The 24,050-nt window shown below is 41.2% G+C and carries 10 protein-coding genes and 1 pseudogene; 7 read left to right on the top strand and 4 right to left on the bottom strand.

Features of this window, described 5'->3' with window-relative positions; genetic code table 11:
• Positions 1 to 191: 191 nt before the first annotated feature.
• The 3 genes from CDG76_RS02780 to CDG76_RS02790 all read right to left on the bottom strand — a co-directional run bounded on the left by CDG76_RS02780 (position 192) and on the right by CDG76_RS02790 (position 3,860).
• On the bottom strand, positions 192 to 1,196 hold the full coding sequence (locus CDG76_RS02780; RefSeq protein ID WP_094347537.1) for an NAD-dependent epimerase/dehydratase family protein: 1,005 nt from the start codon (positions 1,194 to 1,196) through the stop codon (positions 192 to 194).
• Between the two features lie 157 nt (positions 1,197 to 1,353).
• On the bottom strand, positions 1,354 to 2,532 hold the full coding sequence (gene devC / locus CDG76_RS02785) for an ABC transporter permease DevC (RefSeq protein ID WP_094347538.1): 1,179 nt from the start codon (positions 2,530 to 2,532) through the stop codon (positions 1,354 to 1,356).
• 119 nt (positions 2,533 to 2,651) lie between these two features.
• Positions 2,652 to 3,860, bottom strand: coding sequence for an ABC exporter membrane fusion protein (locus tag CDG76_RS02790; protein WP_094347539.1), 1,209 nt, complete (start codon positions 3,858 to 3,860; stop codon positions 2,652 to 2,654).
• Between the two features lie 1,551 nt (positions 3,861 to 5,411).
• On the opposite strand from CDG76_RS02790, the pseudogene CDG76_RS38095 reads away from it, so the two are divergent.
• The 7 genes and pseudogenes from CDG76_RS38095 (at position 5,412) to CDG76_RS02825 (ending at position 22,993) form a co-directional block, all read left to right on the top strand.
• Positions 5,412 to 5,689 (top strand): annotated as a pseudogene (locus CDG76_RS38095) (hypothetical protein).
• A 227-nt stretch (positions 5,690 to 5,916) separates the two neighbouring features.
• Entirely contained in the window at positions 5,917 to 11,340 is a 5,424-nt protein-coding gene (locus tag CDG76_RS02800) for a type I polyketide synthase (protein WP_094347540.1), read from the top strand.
• A 207-nt stretch (positions 11,341 to 11,547) separates the two neighbouring features.
• Positions 11,548 to 13,275 (top strand): SDR family NAD(P)-dependent oxidoreductase, encoded by a 1,728-nt coding sequence (locus CDG76_RS02805; RefSeq protein WP_094347541.1) that lies wholly within the window; start codon positions 11,548 to 11,550, stop codon positions 13,273 to 13,275.
• Positions 13,276 to 13,503: 228 nt separating this feature from the next.
• Positions 13,504 to 18,255 (top strand): PfaB family protein, encoded by a 4,752-nt coding sequence (locus tag CDG76_RS02810; RefSeq protein ID WP_094347542.1) that lies wholly within the window; start codon positions 13,504 to 13,506, stop codon positions 18,253 to 18,255.
• Between the two features lie 191 nt (positions 18,256 to 18,446).
• A complete protein-coding gene (locus tag CDG76_RS02815; protein WP_094347543.1) occupies positions 18,447 to 20,123 on the top strand; it encodes a PfaD family polyunsaturated fatty acid/polyketide biosynthesis protein in 1,677 nt (558 codons plus the stop codon).
• 2 nt (positions 20,124 to 20,125) lie between these two features.
• Positions 20,126 to 21,640, top strand: coding sequence for a thioester reductase domain-containing protein (locus CDG76_RS02820; RefSeq protein ID WP_094347544.1), 1,515 nt, complete (start codon positions 20,126 to 20,128; stop codon positions 21,638 to 21,640).
• Positions 21,641 to 22,189: 549 nt separating this feature from the next.
• Positions 22,190 to 22,993, top strand: a complete 804-nt coding sequence (locus tag CDG76_RS02825; protein WP_094347545.1) for an SDR family NAD(P)-dependent oxidoreductase — start codon at positions 22,190 to 22,192, stop codon at positions 22,991 to 22,993.
• A 69-nt stretch (positions 22,994 to 23,062) separates the two neighbouring features.
• On the opposite strand, the gene hetI is transcribed toward CDG76_RS02825, so the two are convergent.
• Positions 23,063 to 23,782, bottom strand: a complete 720-nt coding sequence (gene hetI, locus CDG76_RS02830; RefSeq protein ID WP_094347546.1) for a 4'-phosphopantetheinyl transferase HetI — start codon at positions 23,780 to 23,782, stop codon at positions 23,063 to 23,065.
• Positions 23,783 to 24,050: the final 268 nt, after the last annotated feature.

Genomic DNA, 24,050 nt, shown 5'->3' on the forward strand with positions numbered 1-24,050 from the left:
GTAAATGCAATGTAAGAATTCAGAAGTCAGAATCCAGGAGTCAAGATTAAGGATACTTTGATACCAAACTGAATCATTTCAAGTAAATCAAGAGTCTCCTAGATTTTTCATTTTCCAATCATTCTGTTAGCGGATAGCTAAGGTTTAGCCCATTCTGACTCCTGACTCCTGAATTACTAAAAATCTGTGAACTATTTCATCAAGCTTTGAATATCTGTTTTTCGCAGCCATTCATGTGTTTGCTGCATTCCTAATTCAAGGTCAACTACTGGTTTGTAATTTAACAGATTTTGGGCTTTGGCAATGGAACAAGCATAAGGACGAGTCATAAAATCTATGGACTCTGGTAAGATATCAACTTTTTTCCGAAAAAGTTTTTGTCCTTGAACGCGTAGCTTTAGAAACAACTTGATTTCATCTTTCGATAATGAAAGGGGTGCTTGCAAATCTTCCATTGCTGCTAAACGCATAAAATACTCTTTCCACGAAGTTTCTTGTCCATCGGTGATATTAAATATTTCACCGTAGATTTCTTTTTCTATCGCGAGAAAGATGCCATCAATCAGGTTATCTATATATACATGATTGATTACTCCTTTAGCATCGTTGGCGCAAGCAAATAATTTTTGACGCATCATCAGAATTGGTCTGACTATCCAGGGAATACTTCCTGGGCCGTAAACATCTCCGGCTCGAATAATGATGATCCCAAAATCTGAGGGATTATTAAGTTCTAAAAGTGCTGTTTCGGCTTCTATTTTCGTTTGACAGTAGGGATTATTGTCGCCAGAAAGTGGCCCGGATTCTGTAACACCATCAGGATAGTTAAAACCGTAAACCATCACACTAGATAGATGCACAAATGTTTTAACACCAGCTTGTTTAGCGGCTTTAGCTATGTTGACAGTACCGCCAACATTCACATCACGAAAATGCTTAATTGCACCAGCTTCTTCGGCAATTTGCTCTGTATGTAAAACGATATCTACTCCCTGACAAGCCTTTTGAGCAATCGCAGAATCGGTGATGCTACCAATAATTACCTCTACACCTAAATTCTGTAATTGTTTGTTTTGTTCTGTAGAACTTTGCAGTCCACGAACCTTCATTCCTTGTGCTATTGCTAACTCGGCTGTACGCAAACCGACAAATTCATTAATCCCGGTAATTAGGAGAGTTTTGTCTTTGAGGTTCATATAGTAAGGGTTATACCAATTTTGGATTTTTGATTAAAAGAAAAGTGCTAGTTTTGATGGTTTGTAGTAAGCATTAAAGTGCTTAGAAAACAAGGACTAAAGTCCTTACTACGAACTTGCTTGTCTTTAACAAGTTACTCCGAGCAAGTTATTTTGGTTAGAAAATATCTCCCGGATCTGCGGAGCGGAGTTTATTGATAGCAAGCGCTCCTGATGTTATACACATTAAGACTGTTGAAGTTAAGACAATAACTGCATTATTAGTGGTCATCATTATTGGTAGTTTAGTTGCTTCTGCTGCAAAACTATATAACAAGACAGAAGTAATAAATCCTGGGATATAACCTAAGATTGCCAAAATCAAAGCTTGCTGAAATACCACATTTAATAAATAGCTATTGGCATAACCTATGGCTTTTAAAGTGGCATAAGCAACGAACTGGGTAGCAATATTGCTGTAAAGAATTTGATAAACAATAACCACACCAACGACCGCAGCCATTGTCAACATCAAGTTAAGAATAAAACCAATGGGTGTTCTGACAGCCCAATATTTTTTTTCAAAATCAATGAAGCCTTGGCGGGTAAAAACTTGGACATCATTAGGCAAACTTGCTTGTAAATTTTTCAGTACTGTTTCTGCATTAGTACCAGGTTTGAGGGAAATCAAACCAATATCGATCATATCTGCCGGACGAGTATTGGGATTTATCCTCAAGAAAGTGGAGTCACTAACAAGTAAATTTCCGTCTACACCAAAGGAAGGCCCTAATGTGAATAAGCCACCAATTCTGACTCTATAACCAATTAATGAATTGAAGGGAAATATTTCAATTGTTTGTGCAGTCTCTCCCGCATTAAATTTTTCAGCTATTGGGCCAAACTCTGGGCGAGAACCCCGATCAAAAAGCATGACATCAGGAGTTTTGAGTTTATCTAAATTTCTCTCAACTTCCGGGAGATTTATCACAGGTCTACCCGGATCGAAACCAATAACATATATTGAATATTTCTCACCAGTTGCCGGATTTTTCAGTTTGGCAAATTGCAAATACATGGGGCTAACTGACTCTACGCCATCAAACCCCAAAGATTGATATAAACGAGTCCGCGAAAAACTTTGATTTGAGGTCAAAGATTTATATTGCGAACTAACTAAAAATAAATCTCCTTTGAGATTCTGATGGACTGCGGTTGCACTGGAATAGAGGGCATCTTGAAAACCAAGTTGCACAAACATTAGCAGCACAATAAAACCAATCCCGGCTACAGCTACTAATAAACGAACTTTTTGCTGGGCTAGCTGTAGCCATGCTAAAGGAATTTTCAAAATCATGGATTTATTTATCAATTGTCATTTGTCATACCTTGCGGGAAGGCGTTCGCGTAGCGTCTCGTAGAGAAGCGCCTATGTCATTTGTCATTGGTCATTTGTTAATGACCTATGCCCTATGACTAAATCTGAATGGCGACATCCACTTGTAAATTAGTTAAACGAGCGACCTTATCACTATCTGCGGGATTATCGATGGAGATTTTCACTTCCACTATTCTGCGGTCTGTATCTGAACCAGGGTTTAGGCTAAAGATGTTTTGCTTGTCAACTTGCCAACCAATCTCTTTCACAGTTCCTTTTATTGTTCCAGTAAATGCAGTGCTGGTAATGGTGGCTTTTTGTCTTACACGCACTTTTTGAACATCGGTTTGATACACCTCTGCAATCACATACATTTGAGATGTTTTACCTATCTCAGCAAATCCTCTGCTGGTGCTGATAACTTCTCCGGTTTTGGCGTGAATTTTCAAAATTTTGCCATTTATGGGAGATTTTATGTAGCTTAAATCCAAGTCGGCTTTTGCTTGTTGAACAGAAGTTGTTGCACTATTGACTTCGGTTTGTGCGACTTGAACATCTACACCACGCACTTCACTAATACTGGTGAGTTGCGCTTCTGCTTGCTTGCGTTGTGCTTGGAATGTGTCTTGAGTGCGCTTGAGAGTGGCTTGAGCTTCTGTTAGCTGCTGTTGTGTAGTCTTTAGTTGCAAAGCTTTGGTATCTGCTACAGAAGCCGCGATCGCACCTTGTTTATATAATTGCTGATAGCGATTATTTTCGGCTTGAGCATTGTCTACTTCTGCCTGGATACGGGCAATTGTCGCCTCTTGTGTCGCAACATCCCCTTTATATTGTGGCTCTAACCGGGCAATTACAGCCTTTTGAGCATCAACATCTCCGGTTTTACCTCCAGATTTCACCTGCGCTAATTTGGCTTTGGCAACTTGCAGTTGGTCTAAAGCCTGTTGTAATGCGGTTCTAGAACGACCATAATTTTCGAGATAGGCTAATAATTGCCCTGCTTTAACCGTATCTCCTTCTTTTACCAACAGTCTGTCTACTCGTACCCCATTATTAGAAGTAGGAGCAGTCAAAGTAGTAACTTCACCTTCTGGCTCTAAACGTCCCAAAGCTGTCACAGCAACTTTTGCAGGCGTGGCAGCTTTTGGAGGGTTGGCTGGCGCTGTCACAACTTTCGGTTTAGACCAATAGGGTGTCAAACTATAGAAAGCGATTAATCCAGCCGCTAAAGTGAGAGAAGCTGCTAAAATTACTTGCGATCGGCCTACGGGTTTTGTGAATAATCGACTTTCTTTATTTACTGCCATATTTTCATTCCAATTCTGCTTTTTTAGAGAATATCCTGGTTATATTTAGTCGATTAGAATAGACTCATCCGCAAATTACCAAGAGGGCTTTTCCTCTAGGGTTTCTACCTTAATCAAGTGGATGGATCTAAATTGGTTTTATATGAATTGTTGTACGCTTTTACCGCCCAAACTTAGTATTGTGGCGTGAAAATTAATGGCGTTTTACTTCAAAGCTTCCTAAGTTATATCCTATTTTGTCATCTAATCCCGTAGCGTAAAATACAATAGCGCTAGTCAGAAAAATTAACTTTCAAGAACAACGAAGCGCTAATAAAAATGAACTTAAAATTGGGATAAACTTGTCATTAAGTATGACGTAAAAATTGCATTTTGTCAACCAAATAACTTTGCATAAATCCTGATTCTCTCACTAAATTATTTCACCACAGTAAGATTAGATGCTGAAAAAGTTACTTGTCACTAATCCCTTGTCTAGCAATTGAATACCAACAGATAGTTAGTTATTAAGCAGATTTGATATTACTAACAGATTATGATTAGCAAGGTTGTGTACTATAAGACATTATTATTGCTTTTGATTCTACTAATTCAATGCATGAAGTGATACAGTTGGTGAGTTAACGGACGTTACAAGGGCGGTTAGAAACCGCATCTACATGAGACTTTACCCACACTTCTCTACGTTCGCGGAGCGTGTCGTAGACAGACGCTGCGCGTAGCTTGCTTCCCCGGAGGGGTACGACAAGCTCAGTGACCGCCTCCGTGGGTTTAAAACACCCAATTTTTCTTAATCCGCAGAGGCGGACTACCCTGCGGGAAGCCGCAAAGCGTCTATGTTTGTGTAGCCGCGTACTCCTACGGAGAAGCAAGCTACACGAAGTGTGGCGCAGGCAATTCCATTCGCTTTCTAAGCACTATTTTAAATCATGTAATCATGATTATGTTTATTAAGTAACATACTAAAAATTAATATTTGCTTTATAAATAACCGCTTTGCTTTTTAACTTGACTTATATTGAAAAATAACCAAAAGCTTTAATTAAATTATGATGTTTCTCTGAGAAAACATACTTATGGCTATTCAATTTATCTATGTATTCATTGAATTGTGACTTATTAGACAACAGATTTGCATTGTTAACTTAATTCAGGACAAACTTATGGCTAACTCGTAGACAACAAAATCTTTCACAAATTTATAGAGTTATAAATTATACTTTTCTGCTTAATTTTATTCAAATCAACATCAGTAATGGTGGATGTTTATTTATAAAATAACTTTAAAGAAATGATTTAGTTTCTGTAAAGTATGCTAGTGTTTTTATTAATTCAATGCTTTAAAGTGGTTAGACAAACTAGTTATTCAATTGAAATTTTTAAATTAAAAATAACTAAAGATAACTGCTTTGTCATTACCTTGTAACCGTTTAATTACTTGTTCAAGTTACATAAATTCGGATTAAAGGTGGTGTCTTTTGTGTAACAAGCTTGTCAACTTTCCTGGTTCAAATAGCATAAAATATATTATCCCGGACGTTGAAACTGGCTATGACATTGAACAAGATACAGAACGTTGTAATTAACAACAGCTATGTTGCTGTGGTTAGCCTAGATAATCAAATGCTTTTGGGTGAAAAAACGTTTCTGTTCTCTTAGCTACTCCTCAGTTCCCATCACTCCAGTAGGATACCATTACTCAAAATCTTTACCATTACAAATGGATTAAATTGACTGGTCAAGCAGCTATTACACTCCAAAACTATTTTACCAGTTTTAACAACGTCTTTGACCTATTGCGACAATTTAAAGAGTCTAGCGTTGGATAACATTTTTGTGCGATGTCTACGACGGGCTACGCCTACGCAGTGTGCCAAAGCCGCCTGGAAACATAAGGCTTTACCCCGGCAGTATGTATTTATTGTGTGGTGTTGATTTCAAGACAAGCATTTAGCAAAGATAAGATAGCTAATTGCTTACAAAACGAGAGTTTTTCATTAATTAGTAGGCAACAGAATTACTGTAGCTACACAATCCACAGTACTAACTATGCCCTATGTCTGCTTATTCAATTGATACTGCCTTAGCGGAGTTAGAGAGCCTTATCAATAATTGTGAAAAGGCTGTGATGAGGTCTATAGAGGAAAAAAACATGAAGTCAGATAAATCAGATAAATCAGTGTCAATTAACAGAATTAACAGACAATTACAACACAATCCTATCGCCATTGTTGGAATGGCTTCTCTATTGCCTAAAGCCAGAAATTTACGTGAATACTGGCAAAATATTGTAAGCAAAATTGACTGTATTACTGATGTTCCTTCTACCCACTGGAGTGTTGAAGATTATTACGATCCGAATCCCAGAACTACTGAAGACAAAACCTACTGTAAAAGAGGTGGGTTTATTCCAGAGGTAGATTTCAACCCGATGGAATTCGGTATTCCGCCCAGCATTTTGGAAGTTACAGATGTATCGCAACTATTAAGTTTAGTGGTTGCGAAAGAGGCGATGGAAGATGCTGGTTATGGCGAAAAACGTGAGTTTAACCGCGAAATGGTTGGGGTAATCTTAGGCGTGGCGATGGCCAAGCAGTTAGGAATGCCACTTTCGGCGAGATTGGAATATCCAATTTGGGAAAAAGCACTCAAAAGCAGTGGTTTATCCGATGAAGATACCCAAAAAATCGTTGATAAAATCAAAAGCGCTTATGTGAAATGGGATGAGAACGCTTTCCCTGGAATGTTAGCTAACGTAGTCGCGGGTAGAATTGCCAATCGCCTAAATTTTGGTGGGATGAATTGTGTAGTTGACGCGGCTTGTGCTAGTTCCTTTGGTGCTTTAAAAATGGCAATCAGCGAACTAGTTGAGCATCGTTCTGACATGATGCTGACTGGTGGTGTTGATACCGATAACACCATCATGGCTTACATCTCATTCAGCAAAACACCGGCTGTTACTCCCAGTGAAAATGTCAAACCTTTCGATGCTAAATCTGATGGGATGATGCTGGGTGAAGGTATTGGGATGATTGTCCTCAAACGTCTGGAAGATGCTGAACGGGACAACGATAAAATATATGCCGTAATTAAAGGTATTGGTACTTCCAGCGATGGGCGTTATAAGAGCATTTATGCTCCCCGCAAAGAAGGTCAAGTTAAAGCCTTGGAACGTGCTTATGAAGATGCCGGCTTCTCTCCCGCTACTGTTGGTTTGATGGAAGCACATGGCACCGGCACAATGGCTGGAGATCCGACAGAATTCGGTTCTTTAAAAGACTTTTTTGATGTACATGATGACAAAAAACAGCACATCGCTTTGGGTAGTGTAAAATCACAAATCGGACACACAAAAGCGGCTGCGGGTGCGGCGAGTTTGATTAAAACTGCTTTGGCTTTACATCACAAAGTATTACCGCCCACAATTAACATCACTGAGCCAAATCCCAAACTCAACATTAAAAATTCATCCTTTTATTTGAATACCGAAACTAGACCTTGGATTCGTCCAGAAGGGGAAGCACCAAGACGCGCAGGTGTAAGTTCCTTTGGATTTGGTGGTACTAACTATCACGTTGTTTTGGAAGAATATGAAGCCGACCAAAACGCCGCTTACCGCTTACACAGTGGTGCTAGTGAAGTGCTGTTGTTTGCTCCTACAGTAGACCAATTGTTGAGCAAATCTGAAGACATTTTAGGTAAGTTGCGATCGCCAGATGCACGTACACATTATGCACAATTAGTCAATGAGTGCAAATCACAACAAATTCCCCTTTCTGCTCCCAGATTTGGATTTGTCGCTGAAAATCTCGAAGAAGCTTGCAAGTTGCTGCAAACTAGCATTGACTGGCTGAAACTCAAAGGATCAGCAGCATCTTGGGAGCATCCCCAAGGGATTTATTACCGTTCCTCTGGTATGGAGTTGGGCGGAAAAGTTGTCTCTCTATTTTCTGGGCAAGGTTCGCAATACTTGGAGATGGGACGCGAACTGGTGATGAATTTTCCTTTGATGCGCCGTCTTCATGGCTATATGGATAGCCTGTTGCTCAAAGATAATTTGCAGCCGCTTTCAGAAATCGTTTTCCCTCATCCTGTGTTTGGAGAGGCAGAAAAAAATGTCCAAATTGCTGCCTTACAACGCACAGAATACGCTCAACCAGCCATCGGGGTGTTGAGTGCAGGGATGTACAGCATCCTGCAACAAGCTGGGTTCAAGTCAGATTTTGTTGCCGGTCATAGCTTTGGTGAACTAACAGCGCTATGGGCTGCGGGGGTTTTGAGTACAGAAGATTACTTGTTCTTAGTGAAAGCTAGGGGTCAAGCAATGGCTGCACCCGAAGATCCAGATCATGATGCGGGTAGTATGCTGGCTGTCAAAGAAGATATCAGCAAAGTGGAAGCAGTGCTGAGACATTTTCCGCAAGTTGCGATCGCTAATCAAAATTCTCCGACTCAATTTGTTTTGGCTGGCCCCACCGCAGAAATAGCGAGAATCAGAGAGGCTTTACACGAGAAAGGATATACGGCTGTACTGTTACCTGTTTCCGCAGCGTTCCATACACCGCTAATCGCCTTTGCTCAGAAATCCTTTGCGATCGCTACTAAGTCTGTCAAGTTCCAAAGTCCCAAAATCCCTGTTTACAGCAACGTTACCAGTAAGCAGTATCCCAAGGAAGCCCAAAATATTCAAAAAATCCTGGAAACGCACCTTTCTAATTCAGTGCTGTTTAAGCAGGAAATTGAAAATATCTATGCGGCGGGTGGTACTTGCTTTGTGGAATTTGGTCCGAGGAGAATTCTTAGCAACTTGGTGAAAGAGATTCTTGGCGATCGCCCACACATCACCGTATCTTTGAACCCTAGCGCTCAAAAGAATAGCGATCGCTCTTTGCGAGAAGCAGTTGTGCAGTTGCGAGTAATTGGTTTGGCTTTGAATAACCTCGATCCTTACCAACTTCCCCAAACTATCCCCCCAATTGAGACGAAGAAGACATTAAATGTCCGTTTAAACGGCATCAACTACAGATCCGAAAAAACGAAAAATGCCTTCGCTCTTGCTTTGCAGGATGGGCATAAAGTCACATTACCCGCCCCCGAATATTCTGAAGCGGCTCCTTTATTTAGCAGCCCAGGTGTGACTCCACCTGTAGCAGTGATAGAGACTAACGGACATAAAAAAACCAGCCCAGAAATGAACGGTGTGACTGCTAATATCATCACCCAGCCAGAGCAACAGATGAATCCTGTTACCCTGTCACAACCAGTCCAGGAATCTAAGATGCAACCAACGCCAGAAAAACTTACAAATTACGAACAACTTTTAGCAAGTTTAGAATACCTCCTGACACAGTTCCAGGAAAATCAAGCCGAGAATTTACAAGTTCACGGTACTTATCTCAACCATCAGATGGAATACGCTAAAGCGTTTTTCCAACTGATGCAGCAGCAGAATTCTTTGTTGAGCGAAAGTAAATCAACAGCCGAAACTGCCAAAATGAAGCTAGTTGTCATGGAAAGCTTAGAGCGCAGCATGATGCAGTTTCACTCCCAACAAGGTGAAACTCTACGCATCCATGAGCAATATCTTCAAGAGCAACTGGAATATACTAAGAGCTTTTTCCAACTCATACAGCAAGAATATTCTCAAATCATCTCTGGTGACGGAGCAACTCAACTTACAGAGAAACTCAGCCATTTCACTCCGTTCACCACAGAAGCACCAGTACCCGCTACTACCAAGATAGTAGAAAGCCAGCCTTTGCCTGTAACTGAGCCTGTAGCTAAAAATGGCTTAAATGTTACCCAAGCACCTCTGTCGGCTGCTGTAGAGGCTGTAGTTGAAACTCCTGTATCCCCGGAACAGACGCGATCAATCGCGTCTCTACTGCCCACACCGCACTTCGCCACTGTCGAGACAGTAGAGCCTGTAGTTGCGCCACCTGTCCCAGTAGTAGAACCCCAAGCCGAGGTTGTAGTCAAAATTAGCTCACCTCCAGTCAACGACGTTGTTGCATTCACCCCAGAACCAGCACCCACAACTGCTGCACCTGTATCTGGCGCAACCATCGATATTGTTGACTTGGATAAAAATCTCTTAGCCATCACCAGCGATAAGACTGGCTACCCAGTCGAGATGCTGGAAATGGACATGGACATGGAGGCTGATTTAGGAATTGACTCGATTAAACGGGTAGAAATCTTAGGGGCGCTACAAGAAATGTACCCCAGCCTACCCAAACCCAATTTAGAAGAACTGTCAGAAAAACGCACCATCGGCCAAGTTGTAGAGTATCTGCAATCCCACGCTTCCCAAAGTGTTTTGGTAGAAATTGCAGTTCACGAAGTGCAACCAGCAACCGAGATTCCAGTAGAGACTGCACCAGTCGTTGAGGTAGTTACTACACCGGAAGTAAGCGTAGTTGTCGCATTCACCCCAGAACCAGAACCCGCTACAAGTGATGAATTTGCAAACTTAGGTGAAACCCTGTTAGCCATCACCAGCGATAAAACTGGTTATCCAGTCGAGATGCTGGAACTGGACATGGACATGGAAGCCGACTTAGGGATTGATTCGATTAAACGGGTAGAAATCTTAGGGGCGATGCAAGAAACGTACCCCAACTTACCCAAACCAAATATTGAAGAACTCGGCGATCTCCGCACCATCGGTCAAATAGTTGATTACCTACAGCAGTTGGCTGGAGGTGAAAAAAAAAAGTCTGAACCTGAGTTTGTCCAACAGCAGCCACCGGAATTAGAGCATAATATCCAGCGCCATCTCGTCAAACTCAGAAGTCTACCACAGCCCGATTACTTGGATTTCACATTACCAGAGGGACACATCGGTTTAATCACCGATGATGGTTCCCTCACCACTTACAAATTAGCTGAATCCCTAATCGAGAAAGGCTGGAAAGTAGTAGTTATCAGCTTCCCCCAATCGCTGATCGCTCAACAAGCGCCCTTACCCACAGGAGTAACCCGCGTCACCTTAGCAAACTTGAGTGAAGAACATCTTCAACAACAATTGCAAGCGATCGCATCTCACTGTGGAACGATTGGGGCCTTCATCCACTTACATCCGATGTTTGTAGGAAATCACACCGGGAGTATTTCTTATAACGAATCAGAAAAGGCGATCGTCAAGCACGTATTTTTGATGGCGAAACACCTCAAGCCCTCTCTAAACGAAGCTGCAAAACATGGACGTAGTTGTTTCTGCACAGTTGCTCACCTTGATGGAGCCTTTGGGTTAGAGTACAAAGTCAACTTCGGTGCGATCGGCGCTGGTTTATTTGGATTAACCAAAACTCTCAGATGGGAATGGCCAAAGGTATTTACTCGTGCGATCGACCTAAGCCCCAGACTTGATGCCAAACAGTCAGTACAAAACATTATCGCCGAACTTCACGATCCCAACCTTTATATAAGTGAAGTTGGCTACGGCTCACAAGGACGAGTCACCCTCATCGCCGATTAAAAATCCCTTCATCTCTTCTCTCTGCGCTCTCTGCGTCTCTGTGGTTCGTTTAAAAAAAACCGCAGAGGCGCAGAGGACACCGAGAAAGAGATAGGAAACAACTTGTAACCAGCTTTCTAGAGCATCTTTTAATTACGAATTACGTTAGCGAAGCGTTAGCGAGTCATCGAGCGTCATTACGAATTACGAATTAATCCCAGAGGATTTATGACACAAACAGCCCAGCTTAGTCCATCATCTGTCTTTGTCGTGAGCGGCGGTGCAAAAGGGATTACGGCTGAGTGTACTATCAGATTAGCCCAACAGCAACCCTGCAAATTCATCCTCCTCGGTCGCTCCGAACTATTAGAAACCGAGCCAGATTATGCTCAAAATTCTGATGACTCCGCATTGAAAAAATGCATCATGGAAAACCTTCTTTCTCAAGGAGAGAAGCCCACACCCATGAATGTGCAAAAAATATATAACAAAATTACCTCCAGCCGCGAAATTAAAAAGACTCTTGCAGCAATTGAAAAAACTGGAGCTAAAGCAGAATATATCAGCGTCGATGTCACGGATACGCAAGCTTTACAAGAAAAACTTGCCACTGCTGTGCAACATCTCGGCCCAATTACCGGAATCATCCACGGCGCTGGAAACTTAGCTGATAAGTTAATTGAAAAGAAAACAGAAGAGGATTTTGAAAAAGTTTACACCGCCAAAGTTCAAGGTTTAGAAAACCTGCTTACTTGCGTCAATCCTAATCAACTTCAGCATTTAGTTTTGTTTTCTTCAGTAACAGGCTTTTACGGAAATCCTGGACAATCTGATTATGCGATCGCAAATGAAATTCTGAACAAATCAGCCCATATATTTAAGCAAAGTTATCCCTCGTGTCATGTAGTCGCTATCAACTGGGGCGCTTGGGATAGTGGGATGGTGACAGCAGAATTAAAGAAGATTTTTCAAGAGCGAAAAATTGAAATAATTCCCATTGCAGTCGGGGCGCAAATGCTCGTTAGAGAAATAGATAATACCAATCATGCAACTGCACAAGTTGTTATTGGTAGCCCATTAGTTCCACTTGCGGCGGAGTTAGATTCAGAACTACGAACCTATCGTATTCGTCGCCAAATGACATTGGAGGCTAATCCATTTTTACACGATCATACGATTGCTGGTTCTCCAGTTTTACCCGCAACTTGTGCAATGACCTGGATTATCAATGCTTCTGAACAATTATATCCTGGTTATCGGTTGTTCAATTACCAAGATTTTAAAGTTTTGAAGGGGATTACTTTCAATGAGACATTAGCGAAGGAACATATTTTAGAAATAGAAGAAATTTCTAAAGTTAATCTTGAAAGAATCGAACTTAAAGCCAAAATTTCGAGTAAAAACCCTGAAGGGAGAATCCATTTTCATTTTAGCGCTCAACTTAATCTCCAGCTAGAAATCCCAGATGTACCCACTTATGAATCTCTCAATCTCGAAGAAGATAATATCATCACCGCTACAGGAAAAGATTTTTACCAAAATGGTGGGGCTACATTATTCCACGGCCCCGGTTTTCAAGAAATCAAAAGAGTTTTAAACATCAGTCCTGAAAAAATTACTACAGAATGTCTTTGGCCAGAACTTAGCCCCCAGCAACAAGGACAATTTCCCGTGCAATGGGTAAATCCTTACACAACTGACTTGAGTATGCACGCCTTATGGGTTTGGACACAACACTTTCATGAAGAAGGTTGTTTACCTGGAAAAGTAGAAAAATTTGAACAGTTTGCGATGATACCACATAACGAAACATTTTACGTTTCTTGTGAAGTAAAATCTAAGACACCAAGTAGTGCGATCGCAAACTTTATCATACACGACCGCCAAGGAAAAATCTATTCACGAATGCTCGGCGCTCATGCCATTATTTGGTCAATGAAAATGCTCAGAAGCTAATAATCCTCCTTTACCACTCAACACCTATAGCAGTCCTAAATCAGTTGTAAAAATCTCTCTTGATTCTTCTCTCTGCGCTCTCTGCGCCTCTGTGGTTCGATTAAAAACAGCAAATTTCACAACTCAAATAGGATTGCTATAACTTGCCACTTCAAAGTTTGGGGAACAGCGTAAATCCTGCCTTTTAATCATCTCTTGCTAAATACCCAAACTCGGAGCATATAAATCGTGGAAAAAATAGCCATCATCGCATTATCATGCCTATTCCCCGATGCTAAAAATCCTGAAGAATACTGGCAAAACATCGTTAATCAAAAAGATTCGACATCCTCTGCAACCGTCGAAGAAATCGGAGTAGATCCGACAATCTTTCATAATCCAGTCAAAGGTACACCAGACAAAACCTATTCCCTCAAAGGCGGTTACATCCGCAACTTCGAGTTTAATCCATCTGAATACAATCTACCATCAGAATTTGTTGCTGGTTTAGATAACACCTTCAAATGGTCATTGTATGCGGCTAAACAAGCAATTGAACAAAGTGGTTATTGGGGTAATCAAACTGTTCTGGCAAAATGTGGCGTAATTTTAGGTAATTTGTCATTCCCGACAAAACTATCTAATCAATTATTCTCTCCAATTTACCAGCAAGCTATTACTCCTGCCGTCAGAGAACTTTTGCAGGATGAAGAATTTGATTTAGCTGCTTTACCAAGTGAAACTAAAGCGTCTTTATACAATGCGATGATATCTGGTTTACCAGCATCTATCGTTGCTCAAGCACTATCTCTATCTCAGATTAATTTATGTCTGGATGCTGCTTGTTCTTCATCATTTTATGCGATTAAACTAGCATCTCATTACTTATGGTCACATAAAGCTGATGTCATGTTAGCTGGAGCCATAAGTTGTGCAGATTCCTTATTCGTGCGGATGTTATTTTCCGGTGTTCAAGGGTATGCAGAAAACGGCATTAGCCGCCCCTTAGATAAGTCCTCTAGAGGGCTAATTCCCGCCGATGGTGTTGGGATGGTGATGCTAAAGAGATATTCTGATGCCGTTAGAGATGGTGATAATATTCTCGCCACTATCTGCGGTAATGGACTATCGAATGATGGTAAAGGTAAGCACTTACTCAGCCCTAATCCTAAAGGACAAACCTTAGCTTTTGAACGAGCCTACAAGGAAGCAAATTTTAGTCCAAAAAGCATCGATTATCTAGAGTGTCACGCCACTGGCACATTGCTAGGAGATACAACCGAATTCAACTCCATAGAAACATTTTTTGGTCAACATCAAGCTGCGCCTCTGGTGGGTTCTGCTAAGGCAAATACTGGTCACTTGTTAACTGCTGCTGGCATGGTTGGCTTGACTAAAGTGATTTTGAGTATGTCTCATGGTGTAATTCCAGCAACCATGAATGTTTTGGAACCTTTAACATCAGAAAAAGGTACAATTTCTGCCGACAAAATTGTTAGAACAGCTACAGCATGGCCGAATAATAACGCATCAATAAAACGGGCAGCTATTAGCGCTTTTGGATTTGGTGGCACTAATTCTCATCTGATTTTAGAACAAGGAAATACAACACAATCTGTTGAACCAACTCCACCTGTTCCACCTACCAAAGTCGCCATTGTTGGCATGGATGCCTTTTTTGGTAACTGCAATGGTTTGGATGCTTTTGAACGCAGCATTTATGATGGAACACAGCATTTTACTTCCTTACCGCCTCAAAGATGGCACGGGATAGAAAATCAAGAAAATATCTTGAAAGAGTACGGTTTAACAGACGTGAAAGCACCACTAGGAGCATATATCAAGGATTTTGAAATCGATACTTTATCGTGCAAAATCCCACCCAATGAGATAGAGAAATTAAATCCACAACAATTGTTGCTTCTGAAAGTTAGCGATCGCGCCGTAAAAGATGCGAAACTACAGGAGGGCAGCAATGTGGCTGTGATTATCGCCGCCGAGACAGAATTCTCTGTGCATCAGTTACAGCAAAGATGGAATTTATCTTGGCAAGTTAAAGACGGCTTACTCAACCAAGGAATTTCTCTACCTGCCCAACAGCTTTCCCAACTGGAAACCATTGTCAAAGATAGCATTCACCAACCTGTAGAAATCGGCGAATATGTGAGTCACATCGCTAACATCATGGCAAGCCGGATTTCTGCTTTGTGGAATTTCACTGGCCCTGCATTCACCATCAGCGCTGGCGAAAATTCTGCCCTCAAGGCGTTGGAAGTTGCCCAAATGCTACTCGCTACGGGAGAAGTTGATGCAGTGGTTGTCGGTGCGGTAGATTTAGCCGGTGGTGTAGAAAATGTCTTATTCCGCAGCCAATTTGCCCCAATTAATACAGGTGTGAATACGTTGGGTTATGACCAACAAGCTAATGGCTGGACGGTTGGTGAAGGTGCGGGTGCTGTCGTCCTCAAGCGCTACGAAGCTGCTAAGGAAGATAATGAACGCATCTATGCAGTAATTGATGCCATGAGTTTTGCACAAGGTAATTCTACTTTGAGTGACGCTTTGGTAAAACCTGATGCTTCAGCTATCAGTAATGTCTGCAAACAAGCCTTCCAGATGGCGGAGATTCAACCCACAGAGGTTAACTATGTGGAAGTCTTCGGTAGCGGCGTTCCCCAGGAGGATGAAGCGGAAATCACAGGTTTACTCCAAGCTTATCCGAAAGTGGGCAATGGTTTGCATTGTGCGTTAGGTAGCGTTAAATCCAATATCGGCCACACGTATACAGCATCGGGAATTGCTAGCTTAATCAAAACCGCTCTCTGTCTTTATTACAGGTATATTCCCGCCACCCCCAAATGGTCTGGTGTCAAAACACCGCAAGTATGGGAAGGTAGTCCTTTCTATGTGGCAATGGAATCAAGACCTTGGTTTGTCGATAAAGGCGGTACACGCAGAATAGCAGCAATTAATAGCATGGGTATAGATGGCAGTTACGCCCATTTAATCTTATCGGAAGAACCCAGCCAAGAGGAGCGCGACAACAGATATTTGCAACAAATGCCTTTTCATCTGTTTCCTATCGCAGTTAGCGATCGCACCACCATCCCCGATCTTCTCAACAATCTTCAACATACCATAGAAGCGAGTTCTTCTTTATCTGCTACCGCCAGCCAAACATTCGCTACTTTTCAACAGCATTCTAATCCAAAATACGTCTTATCAATCACAGGACGTAACACAAAAGATTTACTCAAAGAAATTGAATCTGCCCGCAAAGGTATAAATAATGCCTTTGAAAACGGCACAGATTGGCAAACACCACTAGGAAGTTATTTCACAGCGAAACCATTGGGTAAAACTGGAGCAGTTGCTTACGTTTACCCCGCAGCAGTCAATTCTTATATAGGGATTGGTCGCACCGTCTTCCGGTTATTTCCGAAAGTCTTCGAGGATTTAAAAAGTAATAATCTCTACAACCGGGCTGCCGATGTTGAAAAGCTAGTTTATCCCAGAAGTTTACCTAAATTGACAACCAGGCAACTAGAAACTCTCGAAAAGCAATTGTTAGATGATTCCCTAGCAATGTTTGAAAGTGAAATCGCCTTTGCTAGATACATGACGGCAATTTTCCGAGATGATTTTAAAGTCAAGCCGCAATCTGTATTTGGGTATAGCTTGGGTGAAACTAGTATGATGGTTGCCCAAGGGGTTTGGAGTGATTTTGAGGGCGGAAGTAACACCTTAAACTCATCACCTTTATTTGGCGATAAGTTATCTGGGCCGAAAAATGCTGTGCGTGAATATTGGGGATTAACCGATTCACCAAACAACAATTTTTGGAATACCTATGTTCTCATGGCTACTCCATCTCAAGTGAGAGAATGCCTGAAACATGAGAATCGTGTCTACTTAACTCAAATCAACACACCAGAAGAAGTATTAATTGCTGGTGAAGATGCAGCCTGTAAGCGAATGATTACAACTTTAGGTTGCAATTCTTTCCCCGCTCCCTTCGACCATGTGATACATTGTGAAGCGATGCGATCGCAGTTCGAGGAAATCAAGAAGGTAAACACCTTACCATCGCAAAATCTCCCTGGTATTGTGTTTTATTCTGCCGCCGATTATCAACCAGTTGCACTTAATAGCGATACCATTGCCCACAACATCGCCAAAGGATTGTGCCAAGAACTTGATTTTCCGCAATTAGTTAATCGTGTCTACGGCGATGGGGTCAAAATATTTTTAGAAGCGGGTGCGGGTAGTGTTTGTTCACGATGGATTGATAAAATTCTTGGCAACAAAGAACACATTACAGTTTCTCTAAATCGTAGAGGGATGGATGACCATGCTTCAATGGTGAAAGCATTAGCAAAACTACTCAGTCATCAGGTGAACGTGGATTTATCACCACTGTATAGCAAAGCCCAAGAAACCGCTAATTCAAATAAAGCAACATTGAGAACAGTTACCTTGGGTGGGAAAGCGATCGCAGCTACAATTTTGAGCGAAGAAAATCGTAAACTTGTTGAAGATTTCGCTGGGGATCTTAGGAGCGATCGCTTCAAAAAACAGTATCCAAACATACCTAATCTCCAACAGTCTGAAATCACAGATTCTCTTAACACTTCCAACCAAATAACCCAAGAAGAAAATTACTCCCCTAACATCTTGCCTCAGCCAGAAGAAGTAAAACCGAAAAATATCATTGATAACGTTTTTGAACCGAGAGAACAATTACAATCTTCTGAGTCAAGCGCAATTGGGCAGGAAAAGCTTCTTCATTCACCACCTGTCATCACTAAAAAAATTAGTAGCATCATCAGCATGTTCGATTTAAATAAGACCCAGTATCAAAAGCTCAATGCTAATAATTCAAAGATAACTAAAGCACACACTGCTTTCTTACAAGCTAGACAAGATTACAGTCAGCAAATGAGCGAAATAATTCAATTGCAACTAGCTTGCGCCCAAAACTTGCTTAACGAAGAATCTTAATATCTCATACCAATTCTCTCTCAACTTTCTCTTCCTTAGCGCCCTTTGCGGTTCGTTTAAAAATTATTACGTGCATCTCCTAGAGAATTGGTATTACTCTCTTACTCTGTGCCCTCTGCGCCTCTGCGGTTCGTTAACAGAGTCTACACCCTTCATATCATCCATTGTTTGTAACCCGAGGGATAACTACCGTGACAACCGTAGATACGGTACTAAGTAAACACGATAATGGTCTTAACTTCTCCGCTTGGTCGCATAACAAAAACCAAGTTTGGAAAGGTTCTTTAGAAACTGTATCTTTTGAGAAACAAACCATCAAAGATAAATTGATGGTGTTAAATAAACCCTGCTACATCGTGAAAGTTGCCGGAAAAATCGGTGTCACTAATGAGGGTTATTTATCCCCTGGTGATAATGGCACAACAGCACAAGTAGAACTGCTAACATTTGCAGCACCAATCCGCATTCAACAATTTGGAGATCCGAATTTTCTCTCCTCTCATGGAGTGAAATATGCTTATGTTACCGGCGCAATGGCTGGCGGAATTGCCTCCGAAGAAATGGTCATTGCACTCGGAAAAGAGCAAATTTTGAGTTCCTTTGGTGCAGGTGGTTTAACTCCAGAACGTTTGGAAGCAGCCATCAATCGCATTCAACAAGCTTTACCTCAAGGGCCCTACGCATTTAATCTAATCCACAGCCCCAACGAACCTGCGATTGAACGCCGCGCTGTAGATTTATACCTCAAATATCAAGTGAGAACAGTAGAAGCATCTGCATTTCTCGACTTGACCCCCAACATTGTTTATTACCGTATTGCGGGATTGGGATTGAATAGCGCCAATCAAATTGAAATCAAAAATAAAATCATTGCCAAAATTTCTCGCCGAGAAGTTGCGACTAAGTTTCTGCAACCAGCACCAGCCAGAATAATCAAAGAACTTCTTGAACAAGGGTTAATTACTGAGTTACAAGCAACTCTTGCAGCCAAAGTTCCAATGGCTGATGATATTACCGTCGAGGCTGATTCTGGAGGTCATACAGATAACCGTCCCCTGGTTTGTGTGTTACCTTCTATTATTGCCTTGCGAGATGAAATTCAAGCCCAATATCATTACCAAACACCGATTAGAATCGGTGTAGCTGGGGGAATTGGCACACCACAATCAGCATTAGCAGCCTTTATGATGGGTGCTGCTTATATAATGACTGGCTCAATCAATCAATCATGTGTTGAATCTGGGGCTTGTGAACATACCAAAAAGTTATTAGCCCAAGCAGAAATGGCTGATATGATAATGGCTCCAGCAGCAGATATGTTTGAAATGGGAGTCAAATTGCAAGTTCTCAAACGGGGTACAATGTTCCCCATGCGAGCGCAGAAATTATTTGAACTCTATCGCGCTTATGATTCCATTGAAAGCATCCCCCTTGCAGAAAGAGAGAAATTAGAAAAACAAGTTTTTCGCAAAACTATTGCTGAAGTATGGGAAGGAACTGCGGCTTATTTGTCCCAAAAGAATCCTGAGAAACTTGGGAAAGCAGTCAATAATCCTAAACTGAAAATGGCGTTGATTTTCCGCTGGTATCTAGGATTATCTTCTCGTTGGTCTAGTTCTGGTGAAAAAGGTAGAGAAGTCGATTATCAAATTTGGTGTGGCCCGGCAATGGGCGGTTTCAATGACTGGGTACGCGGTTCTTACCTGTCTGAACCAAATAATCGTGGTGTAGTTGATGTTGCTAATCAAATTATGACTGGTGCAGCCTTTTTGTATCGTGTCCAAAATTTGAAAATTCAAGGACTGCAAGCTTCCGATTATTACAGTCAGTATCACCCTGTTCGTTCTACATCATTGTTGGAGATTTAAAAATGACTATAAAACAGTCTTTCACAGCAGACGATATTCAAGTATTTTTGGTATCTAACTTAGCTAAGTTGCTAGACGTAGCAACTGATGAAATAGATGTCAAAGAACATTTAGAAAACTATGGGTTGGATTCAGCCCAAGCAATGATTCTAGTCAGTAACTTAGAAAAGTTGCTCGGATTTCAACCATCTCCATTGCTTCTGTGGCATTACCCAAATATTGAAGCTCTTTCACAGCGTTTAGCTGAAGAAGTGCAAGAAGGTTCACCAGTTCAAGATACAAAGGTAGTAGCCTCTAATGCCAACACTGCACCCTCTGTTCTAGATTTAGGTGCTGAGGCTGTTCTTGACCCCACCATCCATCCTGGTGCTGCATCTAATGTGCTTGTGGGTGAACCCAAGAACATCTTTTTAACTGGAGGAACAGGCTTTTTAGGAGCCTTTATCATCCGGGAATTGCTACAAGAAACCAATGCGGATATCTATTGCTTAGTGCGTGCTGCTAATGCCGAAGAAGGCAAAAGCAAACTCCAAAAAAATCTGGAACAGTATGCAATTTGGCAGGAAGAATTTAACTCCAGAATTATTCCGATTGTCGGCGATTTATCTCAGCCATTGTTAGGGATTGGTTCGGAACAGTTTCAAATTTTAGCTGCCAATATTGATACTATTTATCATAGTGCTGCTTTATTGAATTATGTTTTTCCATACTCAGCACTGAAAGCAGCCAATGTTTTAGGCACTCAAGAAGTTTTGAGATTGGCTTGTCAAATTAAAGTCAAGCCTGTACATTACGTTTCTAGTGTTGCTGTTTTTGAGTCCACTGCTTATGCTGGTAAGGTTGTCAAAGAGCAGGATGAATTCAATCATTGGGAAGGTATTTATCTTGGTTACTCACAAACTAAATGGGTAGCTGAAAAGTTAGTCAAAATTGCTCGTGACCGTGGACTTCCTGTAACTATCCACAGACCACCACTGATTTCCGGTGATAGCAAAACAGGCATTTGTAACACACATGATTTTATCAATTTGATGACTAAAGGCTGTCTACAAATGGGATATTTCCCTGATGTAGATTATATGTTGGATATGTCACCTGTGGATTATGTAAGTAAAGCGATCGTTTATCTATCACGGCAGAAAGAATCTATAGGTAAAGCTTTCAATTTACAACATCCCCAACCCGCTGCTTTGAAAATGCTAGTTGAGTGGATACGCTCTTTTGGTTATTCAGTTGAGATGATTCCTTACGAAAAATGGCAATCAGAGTTAATCAATAATGTGACTTCTGCTGACAATCCTTTATATACTCTGCGACCATTTTTGCTGGAACGTTGGTCTGATGAACAACTGACTATTCCTGATTTGTACTTGCAAGCTAGAAGACCTCATATTAGCTGCCAAGACACTCTTCATGCACTAGCAGGTAGTTCTATTGCTTGTCCTCCCATTGACTCTCAATTGTTTATGACTTATACCGCCTACTTGATTCAAAGCGGCTTCTTGAATCTCGCTTAGTAATTCACAACTTACGTAGGATATGTTAGGAACGTAACGCACCATCCTGGATACTTTCGGTGCGTTACGAACCTAAAAAATAAGTTTATTTAGTCCAAGCTTTTTAAAACTCAGTACTACTAAATAGCCAATATTTCAGATGCCAGCAACAACTCATACACTAACAGCGGCAATTATATTGCCCTGTTTTTTTATGCTCAATCATGTAAATTTTTAGTATTCACCCCTTGACAGAAGCAATTGAGGATAGAATGGTTAATGTCGGGCATAAAAGTTTGATTTTACGCGCTGGCTTTTGTGAGCGATCAAAAGCCAAATGCTAGCAGTCTGAAATAACCGAACTCCTTTAAGCCCTAACTTCTTCGATGCATAAGTCCTAAATTTGCGTTTGGACTGCTACATGTATCCAATGCATCACATAAGCATTTGAAAGGGTAATAACTCAAGATATTTCTTGTAGGTTGAGATATTACGCGTACTTAATTGTAGAGCGAGAATCACTGTAAATGCAACGCAGCTTCATCAAGTTGAATTCACCAACATTCTTACATGAACACAACACATCAAAGACAGAGCAAACAAACTGCTCTTATTACTGGGGCAGCCGGTGGAATTGGCTACGAATTAGCATGTATTTTTGCTGCTCATGATTACAATTTGGTATTAGTAGACAGAAACGGGCCAAAGCTTGTAGAAATTGCAGTTCAATTCCAAAAAAAATTTGGAATTTTTGTCAAGGCTATTGTTAAGGATTTATCTATATCAACGGCTCCTGAAGAAATTTTCACGGAGTTGCAAAAAGCCGATATTAATGTTGATGTGCTGGTAAATAATGCCGGATTTGGTATCTATGGATTATTTCATGAAACAGACCTAGCTACTGAACTGGAAATGCTACAGGTAAACTTGGTGTGCCTCACCCATTTAACTAAGCTATTCCTGAAACACATGGTCAAGCAAGGTGAAGGTAAAATTTTAAACGTTGCCTCCGCTGCTGCTTTTCAACCAGGGCCTTTGATGGCGGTTTATTTTGCTACTAAAGCTTATATCTTATCTTTTTCGGAAGCGATCGCTAATGAATTAGAAGGTACAGGTGTCACTGTGACAGTTCTTTGCCCAGGCTCAACCGCATCCGCTTTTCATGAAAGAACCGGAATGGCTGACTCTAAGTTGCTCAAGGGTAAGAGGATGATGGATGCACGAACAGTAGCTGAAGTTGGTTTTCGTGCCTTAATGAAGGGTCAAACCATTGTCATTCCTGGTTTACTCAATGCAATACTTGCAAAAAGCGTCAGATTTGTACCTAGAAACTTGGTGACAAAAATTGTGCGAAATATGCAGGAAGATAAGTAAGCTGCTTGTCATTAGTCATTTGTCCACAATATCTCTCTTGTTTCATCCAGGAGATGAGCTTAGTCAAAATCAGTATTGCCAACACTTCAAATTCCAGCCAAAATTCTCTACAGCAACAGCAGCAACATAATTGGTAGCAGGTACTAGTTCAAAAAGACTCCAGTCTTCAGATATCTCTAACTTAGCTGGTTCTGTGGGAGTTAGCGACACTTCAATTTGCTCTAACTGGGATAGTCCGTCTCCAGTTGCTTTTAAATAAGCTTCCTTACAAGTCCAGTAACGGAAAAATACTTCTTGCTGTTGGTTGGGAGATAGCGATCGCAACATCTCATATTCTCTCGGTAAAAAGAACCGTTTGGCAAGAGCTTCAATATCAGACATCGGGCGAATATATTCTAGGTCTACACCAATTGGGCGAGTACAATTCACCGCACACAAACCCAAACCTTGGGAGTGAGACAAGTTAAACGCCAGTCCACTATCGGCAAATGTATCTGCTAATACTGGTTTGCCACGCTGCTGATAATTAAACTGCACTTGTAAAGGCTGGATACCCAAATAGCTACCTAATATAGTTCGCAGACTACCACGACCAGCGGTGAAACGCTGTCGATGTTCCTGAAAATAGAACCGTTCAGCACGAGCCGTTTCGTCACTGGAAAGAGTTGCTGCTAAACTTTGCAGTTTTGTTTCTGGTTGGTCAAGGTCTATGCGCCAGACATGAATCTCATCCGGTAGCAAAGTTAAATCCGTGGGTGCAGGTAGCCAAATATCATTAGAAGCGGTCATTGAGTTAAAAAGTCAAGGGAGTTGTAATTTAATAGTTTGTTTAATTACGACGATTATTATGGGTGGATCTGGTTTGACGCTTTAGCATTACTATATACAACTGCGCGTGTTTTTCCTAGAATTTGCTATAGGTATTGTTAGATATTAACTCTAGCTGTAAACATAAATACAGGTAGCTTCTATTGCTTTTGCCAGCTAAATATTATAATTTATTACTCTAGATGTACGCTCCTCAACTCCACGTTAAATCCCCTGAGAGAGCATACTT

Origin of the sequence: Nostoc sp. 'Peltigera membranacea cyanobiont' 210A, assembly GCF_002246015.1 — a bacterium.
In the GTDB taxonomy this organism is placed as follows: domain Bacteria; phylum Cyanobacteriota; class Cyanobacteriia; order Cyanobacteriales; family Nostocaceae; genus Nostoc.

Coding starts and splice junctions, on each gene's coding strand:
- CDG76_RS02790 (WP_094347539.1), bottom strand. CDS start 3,860: ATGGCAGTAAATAAAGAAAGTCGATTATTCACAAAACCCGTAGGCCGA.
- hetI (WP_094347546.1), bottom strand. CDS start 23,782: ATGACCGCTTCTAATGATATTTGGCTACCTGCACCCACGGATTTAACT.
- CDG76_RS02805 (WP_094347541.1), top strand. CDS start 11,548: ATGACACAAACAGCCCAGCTTAGTCCATCATCTGTCTTTGTCGTGAGC.
- devC (WP_094347538.1), bottom strand. CDS start 2,532: ATGATTTTGAAAATTCCTTTAGCATGGCTACAGCTAGCCCAGCAAAAA.
- CDG76_RS02800 (WP_094347540.1), top strand. CDS start 5,917: ATGTCTGCTTATTCAATTGATACTGCCTTAGCGGAGTTAGAGAGCCTT.
- CDG76_RS02820 (WP_094347544.1), top strand. CDS start 20,126: ATGACTATAAAACAGTCTTTCACAGCAGACGATATTCAAGTATTTTTG.
- CDG76_RS02780 (WP_094347537.1), bottom strand. CDS start 1,196: ATGAACCTCAAAGACAAAACTCTCCTAATTACCGGGATTAATGAATTT.
- CDG76_RS02825 (WP_094347545.1), top strand. CDS start 22,190: ATGAACACAACACATCAAAGACAGAGCAAACAAACTGCTCTTATTACT.